The organism is Spirosoma gilvum (genome assembly GCF_054776815.1).
The window spans coordinates 237,209-259,669 of sequence record NZ_BAAHBH010000003.1 but is presented as its reverse complement, the minus strand read 5'-3'; the positions used below and the strand labels follow the sequence as shown (position 1 = coordinate 259,669).

Genomic DNA, 22,461 nt, shown 5'->3' with positions numbered 1-22,461 from the left:
GTAAATGCCTACCTCCTGAACAAGCAATTCTATTCTATGAAGTGGCCAAAGTGGCCGATGAACTAGCAGGATTCTACACTTACACTTCGCCGGAGAGTATCTTTTCCCGATGTAGCTTACCCCAATCATACAGGGCGTCAATGACTCCGCTGAGGGTTTTGCTATGCGGAGTCAGGGCATAAGTGACTTTAACCGGGTAGGTATCGTATACGGTTCGTTTGACTAACCCGTTCAGCTCCATATCACGCAGTTCTTTCGAGAGCATGCGATCCGTAATGCCGTGGACTTCTTTGGCAATCTCGCCAAACCGCTTCTCCCCGAAGGTAAGGGCCACAATGATGGGCAGTTTCCATTTACCATTCAATACATCCAGTGCATCCCGGATAGGGCGCAAAATACTGACACATTCTTCGTGTTTTAGCTCAAAGGTTTCCATGGCATTCTGACAAGCTCAGATTCGCTATACTGAAGTATAGTGCTATACTATGATATAGTACTTACAAAAGTATAGCAAACAGCGTAAATTTGCATCATCAATGAGGGCAAAATTTTGAGGCCTTCTTTAACAAAGACAGAATATGGATTTCCATAGGAAACTAGTCAATATATACACCCCGCCTACGCAACCGGGGTTTTTAGGCGCTGGCCACCTGGCAAGCCCAGTTATTCAGGTCGATTTCACCGAAAGTGATCCGTTCATCGTGTTGATGGACGATCGGCTCAACAAACAGGATGATGAGCCTGTTGGCGGACCACACCCACATGCCGGTTTTGAAACGGTATCCCTACTACTAAAAGGCGAAATGGGCGATGGGGCTCATCGGCTTAAAGGAGGTGATTTACAACTCATGACTGCCGGAAGTGGCATCATTCATACCGAAACCATCGATCGGAAAGCGTCGATGCGGTTGTTACAACTCTGGTTGAACCTGCCTAAAAAAGATCGGTGGACTGAGCCTCGTGTACAGGACCTTCCGCTCGAAAAAGTACCTACTTTCTCACATAATGGGGTCGACATAAAAGTGTACAGCGGTTCGCTGGCAGGTGTAGCCTCACCGATTCAGAACTATACACCAATGATTATAGCGGATATACGGTTGCAGCCAGGGGTAACGACCATACAACACCTTCCTGCTTCATACACAGCTTTTCTGTATGTCATTGAGGGAAGCCTGCAAGTGGGCAACGAAACCAGTGGTTTAAACGGCTTACATCAGGACCAGGTGGGTTGGCTCAATCGATATACCGAAGAGGGTCAAAGTGAACTCAACTTGTCGGCGGGTGAAACTGGAAGTCGGGTCATTCTTTACGCCGGACAGCCACAAGGCGATGCGATCGTGTCGTATGGGCCTTTCATTGCTGATACCCAGGACGACATTCGACGGCTCTATCAGGAATACAGACAGGGCAAAATGCGTCATATAGAAACCGTTCCGGCAGCACAACGAATTCTCTGGTAAAGCCGACCGCTTCTGTCCACTGTGATTTTGCCTGCTGTATTACCTACAGCACTTATCAGTACGTACCAATTACTAATTTTTCTCACTCTATGTCTACTACAAAATGGGTCCTCGACCCCACACACAGCGAATTAGGTTTCAAAATCAAACACCTGATGATCAGCAACATCTCAGGTTCGTTTCAACAATTTACGGTAGAAGTTGAAACCGAGAATGACGATTTTAGTACAGCCCAGATACAGGCTACTGCCGAAATTGCGTCTATCCATACCAACAACGAACAACGCGATCATCACCTGCGTAATTCTGATTTTTTCGAGGCCGAAACCTATCCCCAGTTACGCTTTCAATCCACAAGCGTCGAAAAACTGGATGCGGAAACCTTTACTATTTATGGCGATTTAACCATGAAAGGTGTTCGGAAACCGGTCAAACTGACGGTTGAGTACAGCGGCATTACGAAAGATCCCTGGGGTGGTGTACGAGTCGGCTTCACCGTTTTGGGCAAACTAAACCGTAGTGATTGGGGTATTAACTTTAACGGTGTCCTGGAAACAGGCGGATTAGCACTCAGTGAAGAAGTAAAGATTCACAGTGAAATCCAATTGGTGAAACAACTTGAAGCCGTACTGGCATAAGGTTTTTTTACGAGAGTGCATTTTAAACTGTGGCACGGCTAATGCAAGCGTCTGATTACCAAGCGTAAAATCAGCCGTGCCACAGTTCGGCGAGCAGTCTCTTTTTTACACGATCTGTAAACCGAAAAACGACCCGATTATCCAACTGGTAATCGGGTCGTTTTATCTAGACGACAGAATAAAAAATACTGACATGACGGCGCAAGGGCAGACTGTTGCGCTATCAGTTTTTATCATCGTCAACCACTTCGCCTGATGAAGTCAACCCGGAGGCTGTCTTGACCAATCGCACAAACTCGCTCCGATACCCTTCTGAATCGTCGGTCAGAGCACCCTTTGCCAGTTTAACCACCTGCCCATATCGGGCAGCCCCTTTGTAGGCGGATTCACTTAATAGCAAGCCAAATTCAGCCACAGCAGCCGCAAACCGAAAGTCAGCCGTTACCCGATCAAAGGAAATCGTCTGCGTTTTAACAACCCGCTGCAATTGCTGACTGACCGAGTCGGCGGGTTGTTTATACCGGACTTTAAGCGTTAACAATTCACCCGATTGGGTCGATGCTCTGGTGCCTACCAGCGTCTGGTATTTTAACGAGTCAGCTTTAGGAAGATACGGACTTTTCGTACCAGCAGGAATCAGTTCGTAGAGCGCCGTTACGCTATGGCCCGCCCCCAGATCACCCGCGTCTTTCTGATCGTCCTTAAAGTCTTCGTTCGCTAATCGTCGATTTTCGTAGCCCAGTAACCGATAGGCTTGTACGTAGGTCGGGTTAAATTCCAACTGTAGTTTTACGTCTTTAGCTACCGTAAACAGTGTTCCCCCGAATTCATGAATGAATACTTTACGTGCTTCGGGTAAGTTGTCAATGTAGGCATAGTTGCCGTTGCCCTTGTCGGCCAGTGTTTCCAGATGGTTATCTTTCAGATTGCCCATCCCAAAGCCCAGCACACTCAGATAAATACCAGTTTTCCGCTCCCGCTCGATCAATCGCTGGAGTTCGCCCTCGCCCGAAACACCCACGTTGAAATCGCCATCGGTAGCCAGAATAACCCGGTTATTGCCGTTGCTAATGAAATTATCTTTAGCCACCTTATAAGCTAGCTCAATACCCGCCCCTCCGGCCGTAGAGCCACCCGCGTGTAGTTGGTTGACCGCATCCTTAATCCGTTGGGGCTGGTCGCCCGACGTTGGCGGCAGCACTAACCCAGCCGCTCCAGCATACACCACAATAGCCACGCGGTCGATGGGGCGGAGCTGGTCAGCCAGCAGATTAAGCGAAGCTTGTACCAGCGGCAGTTTATTCGCATCGCTCATCGAACCCGATACATCCAGCAGGAACACCAGATTCGACGGGGGAAGCTTGTCATTTTTGACACGACGAGCCTGAAGTCCAACCCGAAGCAGTTGTAGACCGGAATTCCAGGGCGATTCGGTCAGTTCGGTGGTAATCGATAACGGGGCATCGCCAGTGGGTTGCGGATAGTTGTAGCTGAAATAGTTGATCATCTCTTCCAGCCGAACGGCGTCTTTCGGAGGGCGTTGTCCATTGTTCAGTAATCGACGGATGTTACTATACGAAGCCCGATCGACATCGGCAGAAAAGGTGGTAACGGGCTGTCGACGAACATCCTGGAATCCAGTCTCCTCCATCGCTTTATAGCTTTCCGTTGACGGATTTGGCTGAGGTCGGAACAATCTGGGTTGAGCGCCCATTGTGGCAACACTACCTGTGATACTTCGTTTGAATTGCGTTTTATAGCCGGTCACAACAACTTCGCTTAATGCCTGAGCGTCGGGCGCAAGTGTTACATTGATCGTTTGCCGATTTCCGATGGCAATTTCTTGCCTGATATAGCCAACATAACTGAATACCAGGTAGGTATCACCGGTAGAAACGTCAATTGAGTAATGGCCTTTGGCATCCGTAGTTGCTCCCTTTGTGGTGCCTTTAATCCCTACAGCAACACCCGGCAATGGCGTATTACTAACTTGTTCGGTTACTGTCCCCGTAATGGTTCGGACCTGGCTGGATTGCGCGCTGGCACAGGCCATCAAGCCCAGCAGCATCCAGCATACAATGAAATTTTTCATGATCAATGGGATTTAGGATAGTCGATTTCTACTGCTACTAACAAGTCACTCACTAATTGATGATATGGATTCCATTTTTCCACAAAGCGTTGGGATGAGTGGGTTGTCTGGGCCGAAAGCTTTGTAAGTCTGGTCCTTTTCATCTCCCGTTTCCATTCATTCCACCTGCCCAAACTTCCGTTTCACCCATGACTCAACTGGCGATCTGACGAGTGGTCCGCAATTTTGATCCAGCAAACAACAAGTACTGGCTCAAAGCGCCATTCACCATGAAGATTTTTATCGCCTTTTTCCTCTTTATCTGTCTCTGTACAACCGTGCAGGCTCAGTCGATCACCTACCGGGGTGTTGTGATCGACGGGCAGACTAAAGAGCCTATACCCGGTGCTACCATCCGCCCGGTAGGCGTCAACACAGGGACAAGTACCGATGTACAGGGCCGTTTCAGCCTGACGGTTCAACAAGCGTCTGATAGCCTGATAGTGAGCACAATGGGTTATCAGGAGTACAGAATTGATTCGGGTGATAACCTCACCATTGCCCTGATTCCCAAGGTAGAAGACCTCCAACCAGTGGTTGTAACGGCCAGCCGCGAAGCACAGGCCCGCTCGGAAGCACCGATGGCGATCAGCCGTATTTCGCCAACGATGCTACAGGAAACTAAAGCGGTGAATCTGTACGAAGTCATCAACAAAACACCCGGCGTCGTAATGCCGAATTTGGGCAACGAACAGCACATGATGGGCATCCGCCAGCCCTTCGGCACCAATGCGTATTACCTCTATCTGGAAGATGGCCTGCCTGTACGTCCAATGGGGGTCTTCAACCATAATGCGTTGATCGAACTGAATTCGTTCGCGATTAGCTCGGTCGAGGTAGTTAAAGGGCCGGTTTCGTCACTGTATGGCCCAGAAGCGGTGGGTGGAGCGGTTAACTTTCTGACGCATCGGCCTACGGCGGTGCCTGTCGTTCGGGTTGGCGTTATGGGCGATGGCTGGGGGTATCGCCGGGCACAGGCGGGTGCAGGGGGTATGCTATCCAAACGGCTGGGATTGTTTGTCGGTGCTTCGGCCGCTCAGCAGCGCAATAGCTGGCAATCACAAAGTGATTTCGACAAAATTTCGCTGAACGCTCGGGTCGAGTATGCCCTCTCCAACAAAACCCGACTGACCAGCACAGCCACCTACAATCAATACCATTCACAAACCGGGGGTAGCGTGGATAGCGTGGCTTATTACAGCCGACAATATACCAGCACGACGGATTTTACCTACCGGGATGTAGTGGCGCTTCGATCGCGGCTAACGCTGGAACACCAATGGACTACCAATAGCGAAACGTCCGTAACCGCTTTTTACCGGGATAACAGCCTGAAACAGAATCCAAATTACAGTATCCGCTGGAAAACGGGAGCCACAACGGCCACGGGCGAAATCAACGAAAACAGTTTTCATAGTCTTGGCCTGATGGCCCAGCATAGCCAACGGTTCGCCTGGATGGACAGCCGACTGCTGGCAGGGGTTCTGTACGACAATTCGCCAAATTCATATTACGCGTATCAGACCGATTTACAAGCGGTACTGAGGGCAGATGGCCGTTCGGTCGAGCGGTATAGTCAGGTGCGGGAATTGCCCGATCAGTTTCTGAGCCGCTACGAAGCCACGATTTACAATACGGCGGTTTATGCGCAATACGACTTCATGCCTGTATCCCATCTGCGCCTGTCGGTCGGTGCTCGCTATGACCGGATGGCGTTTGACTATGAAAACTTTCTGGATAAAACGACGGGTACTAAATCCTATAACCAGCTCACCCCCAAGCTTGGTCTGACGTACAATCTGGGACAAGGTCGTGGATTTTATGCCAACGTTAGTCGTGGCTTCTCACCGCCGGGCCTGACCGCCATCTTCCGCAAAAATACGACTGTTACGGCTGGCCAACCTCCTTTTTACTACAACCTGCAACCGGCCTTATTTACCAACGTTGAGATCGGCGGCTGGGCTTCATTCCTGAACCGGAAAGTGCAAGTCGACTGGGCACTGTACCAGATGAACGGACAGAACGAACTGCTAAGCATTCGCCAACCTGACAACTCAACGGATTACCAGAGCGCGGGCCGTACGCTCCATCAGGGATTCGAATACAGCCTGACCTATAAACCATCCAGCCAGTGGTTTTTCCGGTTCGGCGGCACTAACTCAGTCCATCGCTTCATCGACTTCGCGCTGAGCAACAAACAGTCCGACGCGGTGCAGAACCTGGCAAATTACGACATGCCACAAGCACCACGCTGGGTCGCTAATACCGAACTCACCTACAAACCTCGCTGGGCAAAAGGATTACGACTAGCTGTGGAGTGGCAGCGGATCAGTACCTGGTACCAGAATCAGGTCAACACGGTGCGCTACGATGATCGGGGAGCCTTCGGAGCCAAAGGAGTTAGTGTGCTAAACCTACGGACGGGTTATACCTATAAAGGTATCGAGCTGTACGTCAACGTGCTGAACCTGACAGATGAACTTTATGCCAACAACGCCACCCGTGGCAATGCAACAACCGATCGGACCACCTTTACGCCAGCCGCTCCCCGCACGTTTGTGATTGGATTACAATACCAGTTCACAGGAAAATAATCAACCGACATGAAAGCTACCTTCCTCTTTTTTAACCTGATATTCAGCATTTTTACAGCTATAGCGGGTTCGCCTGTTCCACAACTGACAATTCCCAAAGCAGCTTTCCCCCGGCTGTCAACCGATGAGCGCGGACGTCCAGTACTTAGCTGGATTGAACGGAACGATACCAATCTAACACTGGTCTACCGAATTGCTACTGACGGTGGAATCACCTTTGGCGAACCGAAACGGATTCTGTTGCCCCCTGCCACAGCAGCGCATGGCGAAGATGTACCCAAGCTGATTTTTAAGGTCGATGGCACCCAGATGGTCGTATTCAGCCTGCCTAAGCCAATGCCGGAGGCTCTTCGGGCCGGTAATCTGCTCTACCAAACATCGACCGATCAGGGAAAAACCTGGACTGCTGTCCAGCCCGTTCACCGCGACACCACAGCGGGTAAGAGCCACTCCTACGCCGACCTGACCCGACTACCCAATGGCGAAATCGGGCTGATCTGGCTGGACGATAAATTACCCGGTCATGAAGGGCGTACCGTTCGATTTACCCAGACGTTACCCTCCGGCGGTTTCGGCCCCGAAGTAATCGTCGATTCCAACGCCTGTCAATGCTGCCGCCCCGGCATTGTGGTCGATAAACAAGGTCGCATCTACCTAACCTACCGCGACTGGCTTCCTACCGAAACAGGTCCGGGTGCTCGGGACATTAGTTACGTGGTTTCGACGGATGGCGGCCAATCGTTCTCGCAGCCAACGATTTTGGCGAACGACAACTGGCAGATCAATGCCTGCCCTCATTCTGGGCCTCAGTTGTTCGTGCATGATGAAGCCGTCTATGCGACCTGGTATTCGGGGGCAAGTGGGCACGAAGGCATCCGACTCACCCGTCTGGATGCCCCCCAGTCGCCCGAATTCATCCTGGGTCCGCAACGGACGCATCCGCAACTAACCGGCTGGGCCGATGGTCGCCTGGCACTGGTTTGGGAAGAACTCATCGGCGAAGCGCCTAATGCTTACCGCCAAACGATGCTGCGCACTTATACTGCCAATGGCAAGTCCCGAACGGTAGCGTTAACCGCAGCCGGTGAACTAACCTCGCTGCCCGTCTTGCTGCCAACCGAAAAAGGCCTGTTGGTTGCCTATCAGGTCTGGCATGGGCAGGAAACCAGTGTTACCCTAAAGCAAATTTCTTTTTTTCAACCATAAACAATCAAATCTAATGAATCTAATTGCTCTGGCTCTTGTAGCCGCCACCACCCTGACGGGTTCGATTGACACGCCTAAGGGCGACAAAAAACCAGCTACTACCATTCACTATGGTGAATCCGTAAAAGCGGGTAACGGTACACTGCGCTCGTTTGTACGCACCGACGAGAAAGGAAATCCAACTCAGTTTGGCGTAGCCATTTCTGAAGCTACGCTCAATAGCCTTTCCACGGAAATGTCGCACTGGATTATCAGTCCGCCTAAAGAGGCCGACAAAACCCTGATCAAGCACGTTGCCTTTGGCTGGATGCCGCACGGTCACGAACCCGATGGCGTTTATAACGTCCCCCATTTCGATTGTCATTTTTATTTCACCTCCAGTGAAGAGCGGGATGGTATCCAGCCGAACGATCCCCGGTTTGCGAAGAACCCAGATATGGCCTATCTACCTCAGGGGGTTATCCGTGATGCAGGCGTTCCACAAATGGGTGTACACTGGATTGACCCAAAAAGCAGCGAATTCCAGGGGAAACCGTTCACCACAACCTTTATCTATGGCGCACTCGATGGTAAAGTGACGTTCCTGGAACCTATGTTTACGCTGGATTTCCTGAAAAAGGTAAAGGATGAGCGCCTTTCGGTCAACCAACCTCAGAAAGTTGAAAAAGCGGGTTATTACCCCACCGAGTACCGGTATGTGTACAACGCTGCCGAAAAACAGTATGAGGTAATTCTGGAAAATCTGCAAAGCCGTCAGTAGGCTAATCCGTTTAAACGTTCAAGAACGAGTTATCAAAAATCGTTTTGTCATTTCGACCAAAGGGAGAAACCTCAACGCTGCTAACTAGGAGCCTTGAGGTTTCTCCCTTTGGTCGAAATGACAAAAATGAATTCTAGGCAAGCGGTTCTACTGACTGTTAATGGGCAATGTCCACAAGCACACCATCCCGTTCCTGAAGCACCTCCTGCTCGATCAGCCGGCGGAGGTAGTTCTCGATACTCCAGTCGCCTAAGCCATAAATTCGATCCGTTGACAACCATTCGCCCACAACCTGCTGGGGTGTCTTAGGCGACGACTGAACCAAGCTAAGCAATTGGTTTTCGATCGTAGATAATCCATTCTCTCCCACCTGCAACCGATCCAGTTGCGCCCGTAAAGCCTCCCGTAGGTAACGTAATCGGCCAAAATCTTCTGATAGCAAATTAGTCAGTGTGGTTACGTCCGCCGTAGCATAGGCCGACCAGACATGAGCTGCCAAGGCCAATTCATAATCGGTTAGGGGTTCAGCCTTTGGATATAATGTGGCCAGTTGAGCGCCCGTTAGTTCCCCAAGTCCTTTAAAATTCGGCATACCATCGAACTGATTGACAGACACTTGCTTCACTACGGTTGTCCCCAGTTCGACACGGGAAAAACGGGAGAGCAGAAAGACCAGATTGATCTGGCAAAACAGATCGTGCTCAAACCAAAGAATGATCTGGTCGTACGTGTTGGGTTGATAAATTCGTTCAAATTCAGCCACGACTTTCCGGTAATACGTATCTGCCTCATTTGGCCGGTCGCCAAACTGGGCATTTAGCCAATTTTCGCGCAATTTCCATAAGTCATCAGTTTGCAAGGCATCCAGCAATGGACCTTCGGACAGCATTTCACGCCATACGGCTACGTCGCCGGGTAACCCAGCTTCTGCAAACGAATAAGCGGTACTATCACCATTGAGTACGTGTAAGATTTTTTCCATTAGTCGATGTTGTTGGTTTTAACCCTGCTTATCTCCTCAGTTAAAGATAGCTTTTCCTGTTCGATCAGCTACCGTTGTCAACCACAAACTACCCGAAAAAGGCAGTTAGCTAGGCCGGCAGATATACCCAGAACGTAGCGCCGGACCCTGGCGCACTGGTAGCTGTAATACCGCCCCCATGCGCTTCCGCTACGCGCTGGCAAATGGCCAGGCCCACCCCCGTTCCCGCATATTCGTTTTTACCGTGTAGCCGTTGAAAAACCTGAAAAATGCGGTCTACATACTGAGGGTCAAAACCTATTCCCTCGTCGCGCACACTGATCTGGTAAAACATAGACGCCCGACTGGCAGGCTTAACCGTTTGAGGCAGTTCACTTCGGGGTCGGAGCGTACTGCCGACTTCCACAAACGGACGCTGATTGGGCAGGCTAAACTTCAACGCATTGGAAAGCAGGTTTTGAAAGAGCTGTTCCAGTTGCGACGCATCCCCATTTACCATCGGTAAGTCATGTATTATTACCTGAGCATCATATTGACTGATCGCCCAGTCGAGTGTGGTCAATACATCGGCAACAACGGTAGCCAGAGAAACAGAGTCGAAGTACTGTTGATCAATGGGAGTGCGTGAATAAGCCAGCAGATCTTTAATCAACAACGACATGCGGGCTCCCGACTGGTTTATACGCTGGAGATAACTGCTGCTGGTTTCGGTTAGCTGTCCATCCAGTTGACTAACCAACAGAGAACTAAAGGATTGAATTTTTCGTAGCGGCTCCTGTAGGTCATGGCTGGCGATATAGGCAAACTGCTTTAAGTTTTCATTGGAGCGGTTCAGCTCGTCAATTTTAGCTTCAAGCTGGAGTTGCAGTTGCCGTAGTCGGGTGAAATCGGTAAAGAGAACAACCACCTCTTCGTCGAGCTTGAAGGTACTCATCAGATTATACAGCTCAAGCCCGTCTTTATCGTAGTGTATTTCAAAGGTAAGCGGCTGGCCTGTTCGGTAGGTTTCAATCGGATTGGTAAAACTTACCGTTTCAAAATAGCCCGGAAAAACCTCGCCGACTCGTTTTCCCTGCAACTGGTCCGGCGTCGTGTTCGCATAGGACGCATAGGCCTGATTGGTGAGTTTAAAGCGAAAATCGACGATTTCGCCATTCTCAAAAATCGGCTGTAGAACCTGCAAAGGTTCCTTTAATAAATTGATGATGGTCTGTAAATATTGGTTTGCCTGGGCCACCTCCACCAATTGCACTTCATGAGTCACGTCTTCGACCGAGTGGATGATATAGGCTAGTGCCCCATCAGGGCCAATTACGGGTTTATTGACCGGTCGCCAGACGCGCCATTCGGGCAAACCCGTTTGAGCATTAGGCCATTGGCGACGCTGATCGGCCATTGCATGAACCTGTCTGGTTTCTATAACTTGCTGCAAGGATTGCCGAAGTTGATCAGCAATGACCTCATAAATCCCGTCTCCAAAGAACGCATCGAATAGCCCATGCCCGACCAGGGATTCCCGTTGAAGGTTGATAGCAGCCAGGTATTCGTCCGATACCGCAGCAATGGTAAACGTTGGCGCATCAGGCCACAAGACCAGATGCTTACCAGGCATCGCATTAAGAAGATGAATGGGGATGGATTGGCCATCCGGTTCATTTACTAAAAAAGGCGTCATCAAGAACCAACCTGATAGATTTTAACGACTATTAACGATGAGTGGGTACCGCAGGAGCGAATGCAGAACAGATAAGTATCTCTATTACTGCTCTAAAATTATAAGCAAAGTAGATATTTACCTAACTTATACGTAGGAACGGTTCTTTCCAGCGCCCAGAGAGGCTTTTTACTAAAGAAAAAGGGACCGTCAGGCAATCGCATTCACTCAGAAATGAGACGAACCCGATCATTAAAAATGAAAAGTCTATAGGCTACTATCGTCCTTGCTGCTACGCTACGTCGGAATGCGTATCTTTCGGAAAAATTAAGTTTAGGCAGTACGCTATTTTCTCATGAACAACAATCGATTTTTAGTTCTTTCGGCCACCATTCTGCTGACCGTATTCACTGTCACCGTCACCACCGCACAGTTAAAAATACCGGCGGCCAGCCCTTCTCAAACCACCAAACAGAGTTTCGGACTAGGCGAAATCACCCTTGATTATTCAAGACCCGCTATCAAAGGCCGGGCCATTTTCGGCGATCTGGTTCCTTTCGACAAAGTATGGCGCACGGGAGCCAATGCCACCTCAAAAATCACGTTTTCTACCGACGTAAAATTTGGCGGAAAAGAGGTGAAAGCCGGAACATATGGCTTATTCACCATACCCGGCAAATCAAGCTGGCAGGTGATGTTGTCGAAAGATTTGAATCTGGGGGCTAATGTCGCCGATTACAAACTGGAGAACGAAGTAGCGCGGGTGGAGGTAAAGCCGATGAGCTTACCGTATAAGGTCGAAACGTTTACGATCAATATTGCCGACATCCTGCCCAGCTCGGCCACGCTGGAAATCATGTGGGATAAAACACGCGTAGGTGTTCCCCTCACCGTCGACATCGACCAAACGATCTCTCAAAACATTAAGGCGTCCATGGCTTCTGAAAAGCCTGCTTATTTTGAAGCCGCCAGTTACTATTATGAGACCAATCGGGATTTGCCACAGGCGCTGAGCTGGGTGACCAAAGCGACGGAGCAAAACCCGAATGCCTTCTGGATCATGCTGCTGAAAGCCCGGATCGAGCTAAAGCTGAACGAGAAGAAAAACGCAATTGCCAGTGCTCAGAAGACCGTTGAGCTAGCCACAACCGCTAAAAATGGCGATTACGTAAAAATGGCAAAAGACCTGATTGCCAGCGCTCAAAAGTAAATCTACCCTATATAACCGGGTAATGTAAAATCAAATAAAAACAGACCGAAGCGCTTCGGTCTGTTTTTTTTATAAACTCATACTCAACCAGCCCAGCTTTCGCGGTCGAGGCTACGGTATTGGATGGCTTCGGCCAGGTGCTCGATTTTGATTTCCTCACTAGCGGCCAGATCGGCAATGGTGCGCGACACTTTCAGAATCCGGTCGTAGGCACGAGCCGATAGCCCCAGTCGTTCCATGGCCGTTTTGAGTAGCGCCCGCCCGGCATCGCTGATCACGCACACTTCTTTCACCATCTGCGAGGGCATCATCGCATTAGAGTATATCCCCGAATTCGTCTCGAAGCGCGCCGTTTGAATTTCCCTTGCCCGAATTACCCGCTCCCGAATTACGTCACTGGACTCGGCCGGTCGATTGGCTGTCATCTGATCGAACGAAACAGGCGTTACTTCAACGTGTAGGTCGATTCGATCCAACAAGGGCCCGCTGATCTTCGCCAGATATTTCTGGACAACGCCCGGTCCGCAAACACACTCTTTATCCGGGTGATTGTAATACCCACAGGGACATGGGTTCATGCTGGCGATGAGCATAAAACTAGCCGGAAATTCGACCGCCCATTTCGCCCGCGAAATACTCACTTTCCGATCTTCGAGTGGCTGCCGCATCACTTCCAGCGCCGACCGCTTAAACTCAGGCAATTCGTCCAGAAACAACACGCCATTATGTGCCAGTGAGATTTCACCGGGTTGTGGGAAACTACCACCGCCCACCAGAGCGGCATCAGAAATAGTATGGTGAGGAGCCCGGTACGGCCGGGTAGCAATCAGATTGGCTCGTGAACCCAGCTTCCCCGCTACGGAATGAATCTTCGTTGTCTCCAGCGCTTCGTGCAGGGTTAGTGGCGGCAATATGGTGGGCAAGCGTTTGGCCAGCATGGTTTTACCAGCACCGGGTGGCCCAATCATAATGACGTTGTGCCCACCGGCAGCCGCAATTTCCAGCGCCCGTTTGATGTTTTCCTGCCCCTGCACATGCGAAAAATCCACTTCATAGGCATTTATCTGCGTCATGAACAGATCGCGGGTGTCGCTGACCAGAGGAGCAATGTCTTTTTTACCCTCGAAAAACTCAACGGCCTCCTGCATGGTCGACACGCCAATCACATCCAGGCTATTTACAATGGCGGCTTCCTGTGCATTTTCTACGGGCAGTACAAAGCCTTTATAACCCTGCTTGCGAGCTTCGATGGCGATGGGTAAGACGCCTTTGATGGGTCGTAGAGAGCCGTCGAGGGCCAGTTCGCCCATGATCACGTAGTCTTCCAAATTGCGCTGGGCCGTTATTTGCTCAGACGCCTGCAACACACAGAGCGCAATCGGCAAATCGTAGGATGACCCTTCTTTCCGAATATCGGCCGGAGCCAGGTTAACCACCACTTTCTGGCGGGGCATCCGGTAGCCGAAGAACTTAAGGGACGCTTCCACCCGCTGTTCACTCTCTTTGACGGCACTATCGGGCAAACCAACTAAATGAAAATGTAATCCCTGTGCAACAGCTACTTCGATGGTAATCAGACTGGCATTGACGCCATAAACAGCAGCCCCAAACGTTTTGGCTAACATATACGGTACAAGTAAACGGATTAGGTCTATTTGTCTCAAAACTACAGTACAGACAAACAATATAAAAGAACAGGGAGTCAGTTTCTTCCGAACGATTGACTATCGGCTTATTCCCGGTTCAGTAGCATCTGCGCTCAGAACAATTTCTGGAACTGGACCGGTACCTGTCTGCCTAATCATCCATCTGCCAATTGTATTGCCATTGCCCCCACTTGTCAATTCAAGTCAGCCTGTTGTGGATTCATACGTTTCGCCCAGGCTGGCGGGCTTACCTTTGTCTTGTTAAATCCCGGTAAGACAGGCCATTCGCCACTAAATAGAGGAGAAACTGGCCAAGTACGTGCTAAAGAAGACTGACGACGATGACCATATATCAAGTCACCGCCACCACTTTTTCTTTATTCCGCACCATCTATCAATCTAATTCACTCCCTACGGATGAAGACAATTTTTTGTACGTATTTTCAACATCAAAAGAACAGGACGACGGTATGGAACGAGGGGATTATTTCACAAAAAAAGGCGATCTAAAGCCGTTGACGAAGGGTCTTTCCCGCTTTATTGAGAAAGGATTCGACTGGCTGGTCCTGATTCTGGTGACGCTGATCGTCTTATCAGTTTTGGTGTTTTTTTAATCGTTGGAGGACTTCATCCAGAGTTACAGCCAATTGAACAGACTAATTCAGGTGGTACCGTTGTGAATTCATCTGGCTACCCTTACTTTTCGGAGAAATAGACCCAGGTTCTGCGAAAAGAAGGCCATACCGCACGAGGGCAGGTGATGACCAAATGCATTTTCGAATCGCGGCTAGCGATCTCTGGGTGGATATCCTTGGTTTGATTCACAATCAGCATGAATCGGTTGGCACTCGTGCCGTACTGATATTCCCTCTTGAAAACCTTGACTTATGAAAAAACTACGCGCCGTTATCATTGATGATGAAACCAACGCCCGGCAGGCGCTCACCAATCTGCTCCAATTGCTCTGTCCTGATGTCGATCTGTGTGGCGAAGCTAAAAACGTCGATACAGGTATTGAACTCATCAAAAGGGAGCATCCTGACCTGGTTTTTCTGGACATTCAGATGCCGGGCAAAACGGGATTCGACCTGCTGGCCTCATTCGACAAGGCTGATTTTGGGGTCATTTTCACGACGGCTTACGAAGAATTTGCGATCCGGGCTTTTCGGTTCAGTGCCATCGACTACCTGCTCAAACCTATCGACCCCGACGAATTACAATCGGCGGTGAGTAAGTATAAATCGCAGTTGGTGAGCGTGAGTCCGCAACAGATCAAAATCTTACAGGAGCACATCGAAACGTCTCACCCGAACAGCCTGACCCAACGCACCAAAAACGATCATCAACGAATTGCGCTACCTACTGCCGAAGGGATTCATTTCGTTCAGATGACCGATATTATCCAGTGCGAATCGATGGGGTCGTATACCAAGTTTCATCTGGTTGGCAATAAGCCCATTGTGGTATCTCGGCTATTGAAGGAGTATGAGGAAATTCTGGACAACTATTATTTCTTCCGGGTGCATCAGTCCAACATCGTCAACCTCGAACACATCAAGCGGTACGTGAAGGGCGATGGTGGGCAGGTCTGGCTGAGTGACAATACAGAAGTGGAAGTATCGCGCCGACGGAAAGAAGAATTCCTGACGCTGCTGTCGGAATTCTACGTCAACTCGGGCAAAATAAACTGAGTAATAGGGTACGAATTACGGGATTCGGGTTATCTTCGCATAGGGCAAATCAAGCACCGTAATTCGTACCCTGCTACTTAGTATGTCATTATTTATTACCTCGTTGAATTCGGGGAGCAACGGAAATTGTTACTATGTTGGGAATGAGCAGGAAGCCGTCCTGATCGATGCTGGTATCTCGTGTCGACAAACCGAAGCGCGTATGCAGCAACTAGGGTTGTCGCTTCGAACGGTCAAAGCCATTTTCGTCTCACACGAGCATTCCGATCACATTGTTGGCATTCCGCAACTGGCAAAAAAACACCAACTGCCGGTTTTTATTACGCCCCACACCTTACGACACGCCCGCTTACCCGAAAAATCCTTTCCGATTCGCACGCTGCAGGCCTATGAACCCGTACAGATTGGCGAACTGAGCATTACGGCATTTCCGAAACTGCACGATGCCAGCGACCCGCATAGTTTTCTGATCAGTTGCCAGGGCACTAACGTTGGCGTTTTTACCGACATCGGAGAACCGTGCGAGCATGTCATTCATCACTTCCGCCAATGCCACGCAGCCTTTCTGGAAGCCAATTACGACGACAACATGCTGGAGAATGGTCGGTATCCGTATTACCTGAAGCGCCGGATTCGGAGCGAAAAAGGGCATCTGTCCAACCAGCAGGCATTAGATCTTTTCCGCGTGCATAAGCCGTCGTACATGAGTCATGTGCTGCTGTCGCACCTCTCGAAGGATAATAATAGTCCACAGCTGACCCGCGACCTCTTCACCCCCCATCTCGACGGTACCGAACTAATTGTAGCCTCCCGCTCCGAAGCCACTCCAATTTTCAGGATTAAGGCGGAGGTAGCGAACTCAGTTGAAGCTTAATAAGCCAAAGGCGAACTTAAGACTCAAGTTCGCCTTTGGCTTATTAAGCTTCAACTGAGTTCGCCTGACCATTAACTAACGACTTAATCGTCATCATCATCACCTTCTTCCTCGTCGTCATCGTCCATGCCTTTACCCAGACGCACGAAGGCTCCCCGGCGAGGGGCAGGCATGACACTCTTTGGCCCGCGCACGGTTTGCCAGACAATTTCGCTGAAGATCAGGTCGTCGATATCGTCGGGGTGGGTCAGGTTAAATTGCATCGACCGTTTTGAGTTGTAATTGACCGCTACGTTTTTCTCATTCAGGTCGATCCCGGCTTCGCGCGATTTGAAAGGGGTTGAGTCTACTTTTTTCGAAAAACACCGCCACATGGGCGTAGCTGCTGCATCGTACTGGCTCATCGGTTTTAGTCCCAAAATTAGTTCAATGGTCCGCAGCATGCCTGAGGTCGAATACATGGTGTGATCGACATAACCCCGTTTCACAAACCCACCCGCTATAAACGCAATAGAGCGGTGGGCATCGACATGATCAGGGCCATTTTGGGCGTCGTCTTCCAGAATAAACACGACCGATTCATTCCAGATAGGGCTTTTCGACAGATGCTCGACTAGTCGACCGACGGCCAGATCATTGTCGGCCACAGCGGCATCGGGTGTGGGTAAGCCAACGCGAGCGCCCGATGTATGATCGTTGCCCATGCGAATGGTGTTCAGTTTGGGTAAGGTTCCTGCCGCCAACAACTTGTCGAAATCTTTTTCCCAGGCCTCTTCGCGTTTTACATCCATATAGCCCAGATCGAAGCCTTTAAAGTCAGCGCAGTAATGCCCCTGAAGTACTTTATCTTTCGGTTTTTCGTCGGTAAACCAGCCGTAGCTCCGATACGGAATCCCGGCCCGTTCGCAGTGATTCCAGATGAAGCCATCGCGTGGGTAGGCAATTTCTTTCTGACCTTCGTAATCGTACGTACCGCCCCGACCGCCGTAGCTGGTGACCCAGTTTTTTTCGACATAATCATTGGCATAAGCCGCCGATGACCAGTTATGTCCGTCGGCACTAACTTCGGCATCAACGTAGAAATTATCCAGCAGTACGAACTCTTTGGCTAACGCATGCTGGTTCGGGGTAACTTTTCGCGGGAACAGGCAAAGGCTGGCATCCCCATTTCCTTCCGTCATATCGCCCAGAATCTGGTCGTAGGTTCGGTTCTCTTTGATGATATAAAACACATACTTGATCGGCGATTTGTCGCCTACCCGCATCGGAATCGGGTTGCCGGTTTCCCCCTCAGCCTGAAGTTCCTTGTTTTTGGTATAGGGCGTATTGGCATACACCAGCCGCGAATAGGCCGACAGCAAACCAGCATCGGGTTTGTCGATAATCGACAGCGTTCCCTTAAACAGGCCTGCGATATACTGCACTGGTCCCGGATTGGCCTGCGGATTAGGCCCAACCTGCTGTGGCGTCCGGGTACGTACCGGGTTAGGTCCTCGCGGGTTCGCCTGCGACGAAAAGCCTTTCCCATTGGTCACGAATAGTTTTGAGCCGATGACTTTAACGGCCGTTGGATACCAGCCAGTCGGAATGAAACCACTGGACTGGCTGTGACCTTTTCGGGTTACATCAAATACCGCCAGGCAATTGTTATCGGCATTGGCAATGTATAAGGTATTCTCATCGTCGCTCAGAGCCAGGCCGTTCGGAGTAGTACCCACTGGTGCATTCGGGAAAAGCGAGGCTGTCAGAGTTTCAACTACTTGCCGTTTGGTTACGTCGATCAGGGCTACGGTATTATCATTGCCATTGGCCACAAACAGGTATTTGCCATCGCGGGTGAGCAGCAGATCATTCGGATTTTTGTTAGTGGCGATTTCGGCCGTTATGGCCAGCGTAGCCGTATTAATGACCAACACTTTAGCCCCTCCCCATAACGACACAAACAGTTCAGTTTTGTTAGGTGAAAGCAAACAGGTATACGCAGCAGCGCCCAGGTTCATTTTCTGGATGGTTTTCCGGGTTTTGGTATCGACCGTATACAGTGAGCTATCTTCTTTGGTGACGACATACAACCGGCTTTTCGCATCATCGACACTCAGACCCGCCGGAGAGATTTTCACCGGCCACGGTTTCCCCAACACGATAGGCTCATCGACCTGTAAATCGCCATTATCCAGTTTATAGACCAGAATTTTATTGTCGTTACCGCCCGACGCGTATACCCACTTTTCATCGTCGCTGAACGCCAGCCCGAGGTACGCTTTCCCGACTTTGGCCGTATCAACAATCTGTTCGGTTTGCGCATCAATCAGGGTAATGCTTTGCGTACTTTGCCCGTTGTTGGTTACGGCCAGGTACTTTTTCGATGGCGAAACGACCAGGTTCAACGGCAGGTCGTCAAGCTTTAGGCTGCGTCCCGGCGGGGTCAACGCCCAGCCATTGGGTAGCTTCACCCGCGTAGCTGCCAGTTTTTGGTAGGCTTCAGCCTCGTCTGAGGAGTTAGTCGAGGCATCTCTCCGACAACTGAATGTCAGCAAAAATGCCAGCAACCCACACAGGCAAAAGATTGTAACAGAACGGTTTGCCATGATCGAAATAAGTTAAGAAGTAAAGGTAGTCAAGCCTGAAAGCCAGTTCGAGTTAGATTTACAATAAAGTCTGCGATCAGTCTTCTCTAATCGTCGTCATCATCTTCCTCTTCAGCTCCAGCCAGTTCGGCAGGGTAGCGTTTTTTACCCTTGGCCGTAAACCATAAGATCCGGTTCAGCAGGTCATCATGGCCCCGGTCGATCTGATAAAACCCATGCCGAATGGATTGGTTAGCGAACCGAAGCGCCTGCCCTTTCAGACCGGTCGGTGATGGATTCATTTCGGCCAGATTTACCCGGTTAGGTAACGCTTTATACGCAAACGACCGGTCGGGTTGGTCGGTAAAGCAGTCGAACATAGGCAGGGCCGTCGCATCGATCACATTCATGGGCGGTAATCCCAGAATCTGCTCCATGGTTCTGACCATCGAGGTCTGGTTGTAATTGGTATGAACCGTTTTCTGCAAGCGCGAATACTGACTAACGATATACCCCGTCGTTCGGTAGGCGGATACGTGGTCCCAACCTGCCTGTGAATCATTTTCGGTAATAAAAATAACCGTCGATGCCGCAAACCGACTGTGGGTAATGGCGTCGACAATCCGGCCAACAGCCAGGTCGTTATCAGCTACCATAGCCCTGGGAACCGGAAAAGCAGGATTCAATCCAGATGTATGATCGTTGGGCAGCGACATCACCATCAGGTTTGGCAGATCAGCATTTGGGTTCGCTTCTAGCTCCTTCAGTTCCTTGATGAACGCATCGGCCCGCATCTGATCGCTGATATTCTCATTGTCGCAACCCGGAAAGTCCATCGCCAGATGCGGTCGGATACGCGAGATCGTGGTTGTGTTCGTGTAGGAAAACGGTTTGCTCTCCTGACGCATCTGGTTCAGATTTTTCCAGTTGTATTGTTTCGCATCGAAGTGGCAGGTGCAGGCTTCGCCATACAGCCGGACCGTTTTGCCATGATCCAGCGCATTGTTCCAGATCAGTCCTTTTTTGTCGTACACCAGTGCATCGTACAACACATGCGGGTAGCTCCGAAACCAGGCCCGAACGTTCTTTTCGGTATAATCAGTCACCATAGCGGCACTCGCCCAGTGGTGCCCCTCCGCCGACGATTTGCCCGATACATGATAATTGTCCATCAGCAAATAATCGCGGGCTATTCGATGCTGGTTAGGCGTAACGCTATCGCCGAAGATGCACAGATCGGCCATTCCCTTCCCTTCCGGCATATCGCCCAGCACCTGATCGTAGGTCCGGTTTTCTTTAATAATGTACAGCACATGTTTGAATACGGATGGTTCGCCAATCCGCTCAGGAACAGGTTTGGGCGCTACATTGGGTCGGGGAGCCTGCTCGGTCAGCGATAGCCGAAACTGAAGACTCTGCTGCTTTACTTTCTCGGTATAGGTACGTAGCTGGGCATCATCCGGCAGCGGGATAAACGAGACAGAAGCCAGTTGCTTGTGGGAATTGAAGGCTTTCAGCTCTTTTTTGGTCAATCCTCCCCCTTGCCCACCCTGATCAACTGGATTCGCAATGCGGGGCCCAATCGCTTCCAGGTTTGTTACATAGAGTTCACCCTTGTTGAGCACCAGTCCTGACGGATAGGCTTGGGTAGGAATGTACCCTTTAATTTGATTGCTTCCCTTACCCGCCGTCGATGCACTGCTGCCTAACCCAACGACACAAACGGCGTTGTCCATTCCGTTGGCGACATACAGCGTAGTTCCCTGTTGATCAATAGCCAATGCGTTGGGTGTACTGCCAATATAGCCGTTGCCCCGGTTGAATAATCCAACAAAGATGGAATCGGTCACCTGCTGTTTCTGTGCGTCAATTACGGACACGTGGTCGCTATTGCCATTAGCCACGTACAAAAATCGACCATCGGGACTACTAATGATGGCGTTTGGATGTAGCCCAACTGATAACTCAGTCTCAGGCTTGCCCTGTTGTATATCAATAATTGAAACCGTACCGCGTGCCATTGCCCCCGTTTTCGGATCGACATAAGCGCTGCCCCAGGGAACACCCGCCGTTTCAAAACCACTGGCTGGATCTGGTATCGGACCTGCCCAGTTCGTCACATAAGCTTTTTGTCCAAGAATAGTTAAGCCAAACGGAGCAACACCCGTGGGGGCTGTCCACACGGTCTGCGGATCTTTAACCCGAACTTTGACCAGTTGATTATTGCCATTCAGTACCGTGTACAGATACAACTCCCCGGCTTCTTCCCGAACTGCGACTTCGTTTGGCAAGGCAATGGTAGCTGGTGCCAGTGGTTCGAACGGAATAACCCGAACCAACCGGGCCTGCGATCCATTCCAGACGGCCTGCACCACATACGAATTAGGCTTCCCACGCCCTCCGGCACCCCAGAATAGATACGTCGAATCGTGGTACACAATGGCTTTTATACCCGAAAACGAACTCATACTTCCACGTAGATTCGAGCCTTTGGTATAATCCCATCGAGAAATAAGTTGGTGGGCTTTCGCGTCAAAAAAAGCAACGCCATACCGATCCTCGACCGCCACTGTTTTTCCATCGGGCAGCAACACCGCATCCAGACTGTGGTTTTCCTGACTCGCATCTCCAAAACTAACCGACTGCCCGGCCGCATCGATAATTCGATTATAAGGCATCAGGAAAGGCGATTTCAGATTATAGAGGGTACTATCATCAGTCGCGGTTTTATACGCGGATGGGCCATAGCCGATTGAAGGGCTCAGCGAATGACGACAGCCAGCTAGCAGATAGAGAATAATCAGGCTGAGTAGCCCATATAAACTTGAGGTACTATTAATTTTCATAAGATGCCGTTACCAACCGAGCCAGAAAGTTAAACAAAGAATTCCTACCTGATAGTAAATGACAATCTATAGCCTCATTAATTTAACAATCTGGACACAAGACACAAAGAATTGTCCTGAACCCCTAAATGTGAGCCAGTGAAAACCGACTGCTTTCCGCGCTAATTCTTGAAATCAGCTTAACACCTGCCGAGCAACTGTT

At 50.1% G+C, this 22,461-nt stretch carries 16 protein-coding genes; 9 read left to right on the top strand and 7 right to left on the bottom strand.

Features of this window, described 5'->3' with window-relative positions:
- Window positions 1–79: 79 nt before the first annotated feature.
- Entirely contained in the window at window positions 80–436 is a 357-nt protein-coding gene (locus tag ACYVFD_RS09415; protein ID WP_461089677.1) for a winged helix-turn-helix transcriptional regulator, read from the bottom strand.
- A 142-nt stretch (window positions 437–578) separates the two neighbouring features.
- Between ACYVFD_RS09415 and ACYVFD_RS09410 the strand changes: the two genes are divergently transcribed.
- Together ACYVFD_RS09410 and ACYVFD_RS09405 are read left to right on the top strand one after the other, a co-directional pair.
- Window positions 579–1,460 carry a pirin family protein gene (locus ACYVFD_RS09410; RefSeq protein ID WP_461089676.1) on the top strand — a complete coding sequence of 294 codons (882 nt, stop codon included), beginning with the start codon at window positions 579–581 and terminating at the stop codon, window positions 1,458–1,460.
- A gap of 89 nt (window positions 1,461–1,549) precedes the next feature.
- Entirely contained in the window at window positions 1,550–2,098 is a 549-nt protein-coding gene (locus tag ACYVFD_RS09405; protein ID WP_461089674.1) for a YceI family protein, read from the top strand.
- A gap of 223 nt (window positions 2,099–2,321) precedes the next feature.
- Here ACYVFD_RS09405 and ACYVFD_RS09400 read toward each other — a convergent pair whose 3' ends face one another.
- Window positions 2,322–4,190 (bottom strand): vWA domain-containing protein, encoded by a 1,869-nt coding sequence (locus ACYVFD_RS09400; RefSeq protein ID WP_461089672.1) that lies wholly within the window; start codon window positions 4,188–4,190, stop codon window positions 2,322–2,324.
- A gap of 269 nt (window positions 4,191–4,459) precedes the next feature.
- Between ACYVFD_RS09400 and ACYVFD_RS09395 the strand changes: the two genes are divergently transcribed.
- The 3 genes from ACYVFD_RS09395 to ACYVFD_RS09385 are packed head-to-tail and all read left to right on the top strand — an operon-like array spanning window position 4,460 to window position 8,789.
- Window positions 4,460–6,823, top strand: coding sequence for a TonB-dependent receptor domain-containing protein (locus ACYVFD_RS09395; protein WP_461089670.1), 2,364 nt, complete (start codon window positions 4,460–4,462; stop codon window positions 6,821–6,823).
- Window positions 6,824–6,832: 9 nt separating this feature from the next.
- Window positions 6,833–8,029, top strand: a complete 1,197-nt coding sequence (locus tag ACYVFD_RS09390) for a sialidase family protein (protein WP_461089668.1) — start codon at window positions 6,833–6,835, stop codon at window positions 8,027–8,029.
- Window positions 8,030–8,042: 13 nt separating this feature from the next.
- Complete coding sequence (locus tag ACYVFD_RS09385) at window positions 8,043–8,789, top strand: hypothetical protein (protein WP_461089666.1); 747 nt, start codon at window positions 8,043–8,045, stop codon at window positions 8,787–8,789.
- A 157-nt stretch (window positions 8,790–8,946) separates the two neighbouring features.
- Here ACYVFD_RS09385 and ACYVFD_RS09380 read toward each other — a convergent pair whose 3' ends face one another.
- Both ACYVFD_RS09380 and ACYVFD_RS09375 read right to left on the bottom strand, forming a co-directional pair.
- Window positions 8,947–9,771, bottom strand: a complete 825-nt coding sequence (locus tag ACYVFD_RS09380) for a DUF1835 domain-containing protein (RefSeq protein ID WP_461089664.1) — start codon at window positions 9,769–9,771, stop codon at window positions 8,947–8,949.
- Between the two features lie 109 nt (window positions 9,772–9,880).
- The gene (locus ACYVFD_RS09375; RefSeq protein ID WP_461089662.1) at window positions 9,881–11,446 is read right to left on the bottom strand and encodes a sensor histidine kinase; all 1,566 of its coding nucleotides are present in this window, start codon (window positions 11,444–11,446) and stop codon (window positions 9,881–9,883) included.
- Window positions 11,447–11,780: 334 nt separating this feature from the next.
- Between ACYVFD_RS09375 and ACYVFD_RS09370 the strand changes: the two genes are divergently transcribed.
- Window positions 11,781–12,635, top strand: a complete 855-nt coding sequence (locus ACYVFD_RS09370) for a DUF2911 domain-containing protein (protein WP_461089660.1) — start codon at window positions 11,781–11,783, stop codon at window positions 12,633–12,635.
- Window positions 12,636–12,718: 83 nt separating this feature from the next.
- Here ACYVFD_RS09370 and ACYVFD_RS09365 read toward each other — a convergent pair whose 3' ends face one another.
- Window positions 12,719–14,260, bottom strand: a complete 1,542-nt coding sequence (locus ACYVFD_RS09365) for a YifB family Mg chelatase-like AAA ATPase (RefSeq protein ID WP_461089658.1) — start codon at window positions 14,258–14,260, stop codon at window positions 12,719–12,721.
- A gap of 362 nt (window positions 14,261–14,622) precedes the next feature.
- Between ACYVFD_RS09365 and ACYVFD_RS09360 the strand changes: the two genes are divergently transcribed.
- The 3 genes from ACYVFD_RS09360 to ACYVFD_RS09350 all read left to right on the top strand — a co-directional run bounded on the left by ACYVFD_RS09360 (window position 14,623) and on the right by ACYVFD_RS09350 (window position 16,846).
- Window positions 14,623–14,895: a hypothetical protein gene (locus ACYVFD_RS09360; RefSeq protein ID WP_461089656.1), complete on the top strand. Its 273-nt coding sequence runs from the start codon at window positions 14,623–14,625 to the stop codon at window positions 14,893–14,895.
- 273 nt (window positions 14,896–15,168) lie between these two features.
- On the top strand, window positions 15,169–15,972 hold the full coding sequence (locus ACYVFD_RS09355; protein WP_461089654.1) for a LytR/AlgR family response regulator transcription factor: 804 nt from the start codon (window positions 15,169–15,171) through the stop codon (window positions 15,970–15,972).
- An 82-nt stretch (window positions 15,973–16,054) separates the two neighbouring features.
- Window positions 16,055–16,846, top strand: a complete 792-nt coding sequence (locus ACYVFD_RS09350; protein WP_461089652.1) for an MBL fold metallo-hydrolase — start codon at window positions 16,055–16,057, stop codon at window positions 16,844–16,846.
- Between the two features lie 83 nt (window positions 16,847–16,929).
- Here ACYVFD_RS09350 and ACYVFD_RS09345 read toward each other — a convergent pair whose 3' ends face one another.
- Window positions 16,930–19,434 (bottom strand): bifunctional YncE family protein/alkaline phosphatase family protein, encoded by a 2,505-nt coding sequence (locus ACYVFD_RS09345; RefSeq protein ID WP_461089650.1) that lies wholly within the window; start codon window positions 19,432–19,434, stop codon window positions 16,930–16,932.
- Between the two features lie 86 nt (window positions 19,435–19,520).
- Window positions 19,521–22,259 carry a bifunctional YncE family protein/alkaline phosphatase family protein gene (locus ACYVFD_RS09340; protein ID WP_461089648.1) on the bottom strand — a complete coding sequence of 913 codons (2,739 nt, stop codon included), beginning with the start codon at window positions 22,257–22,259 and terminating at the stop codon, window positions 19,521–19,523.
- Between the last annotated feature and the right edge of the window lie 202 nt (window positions 22,260–22,461).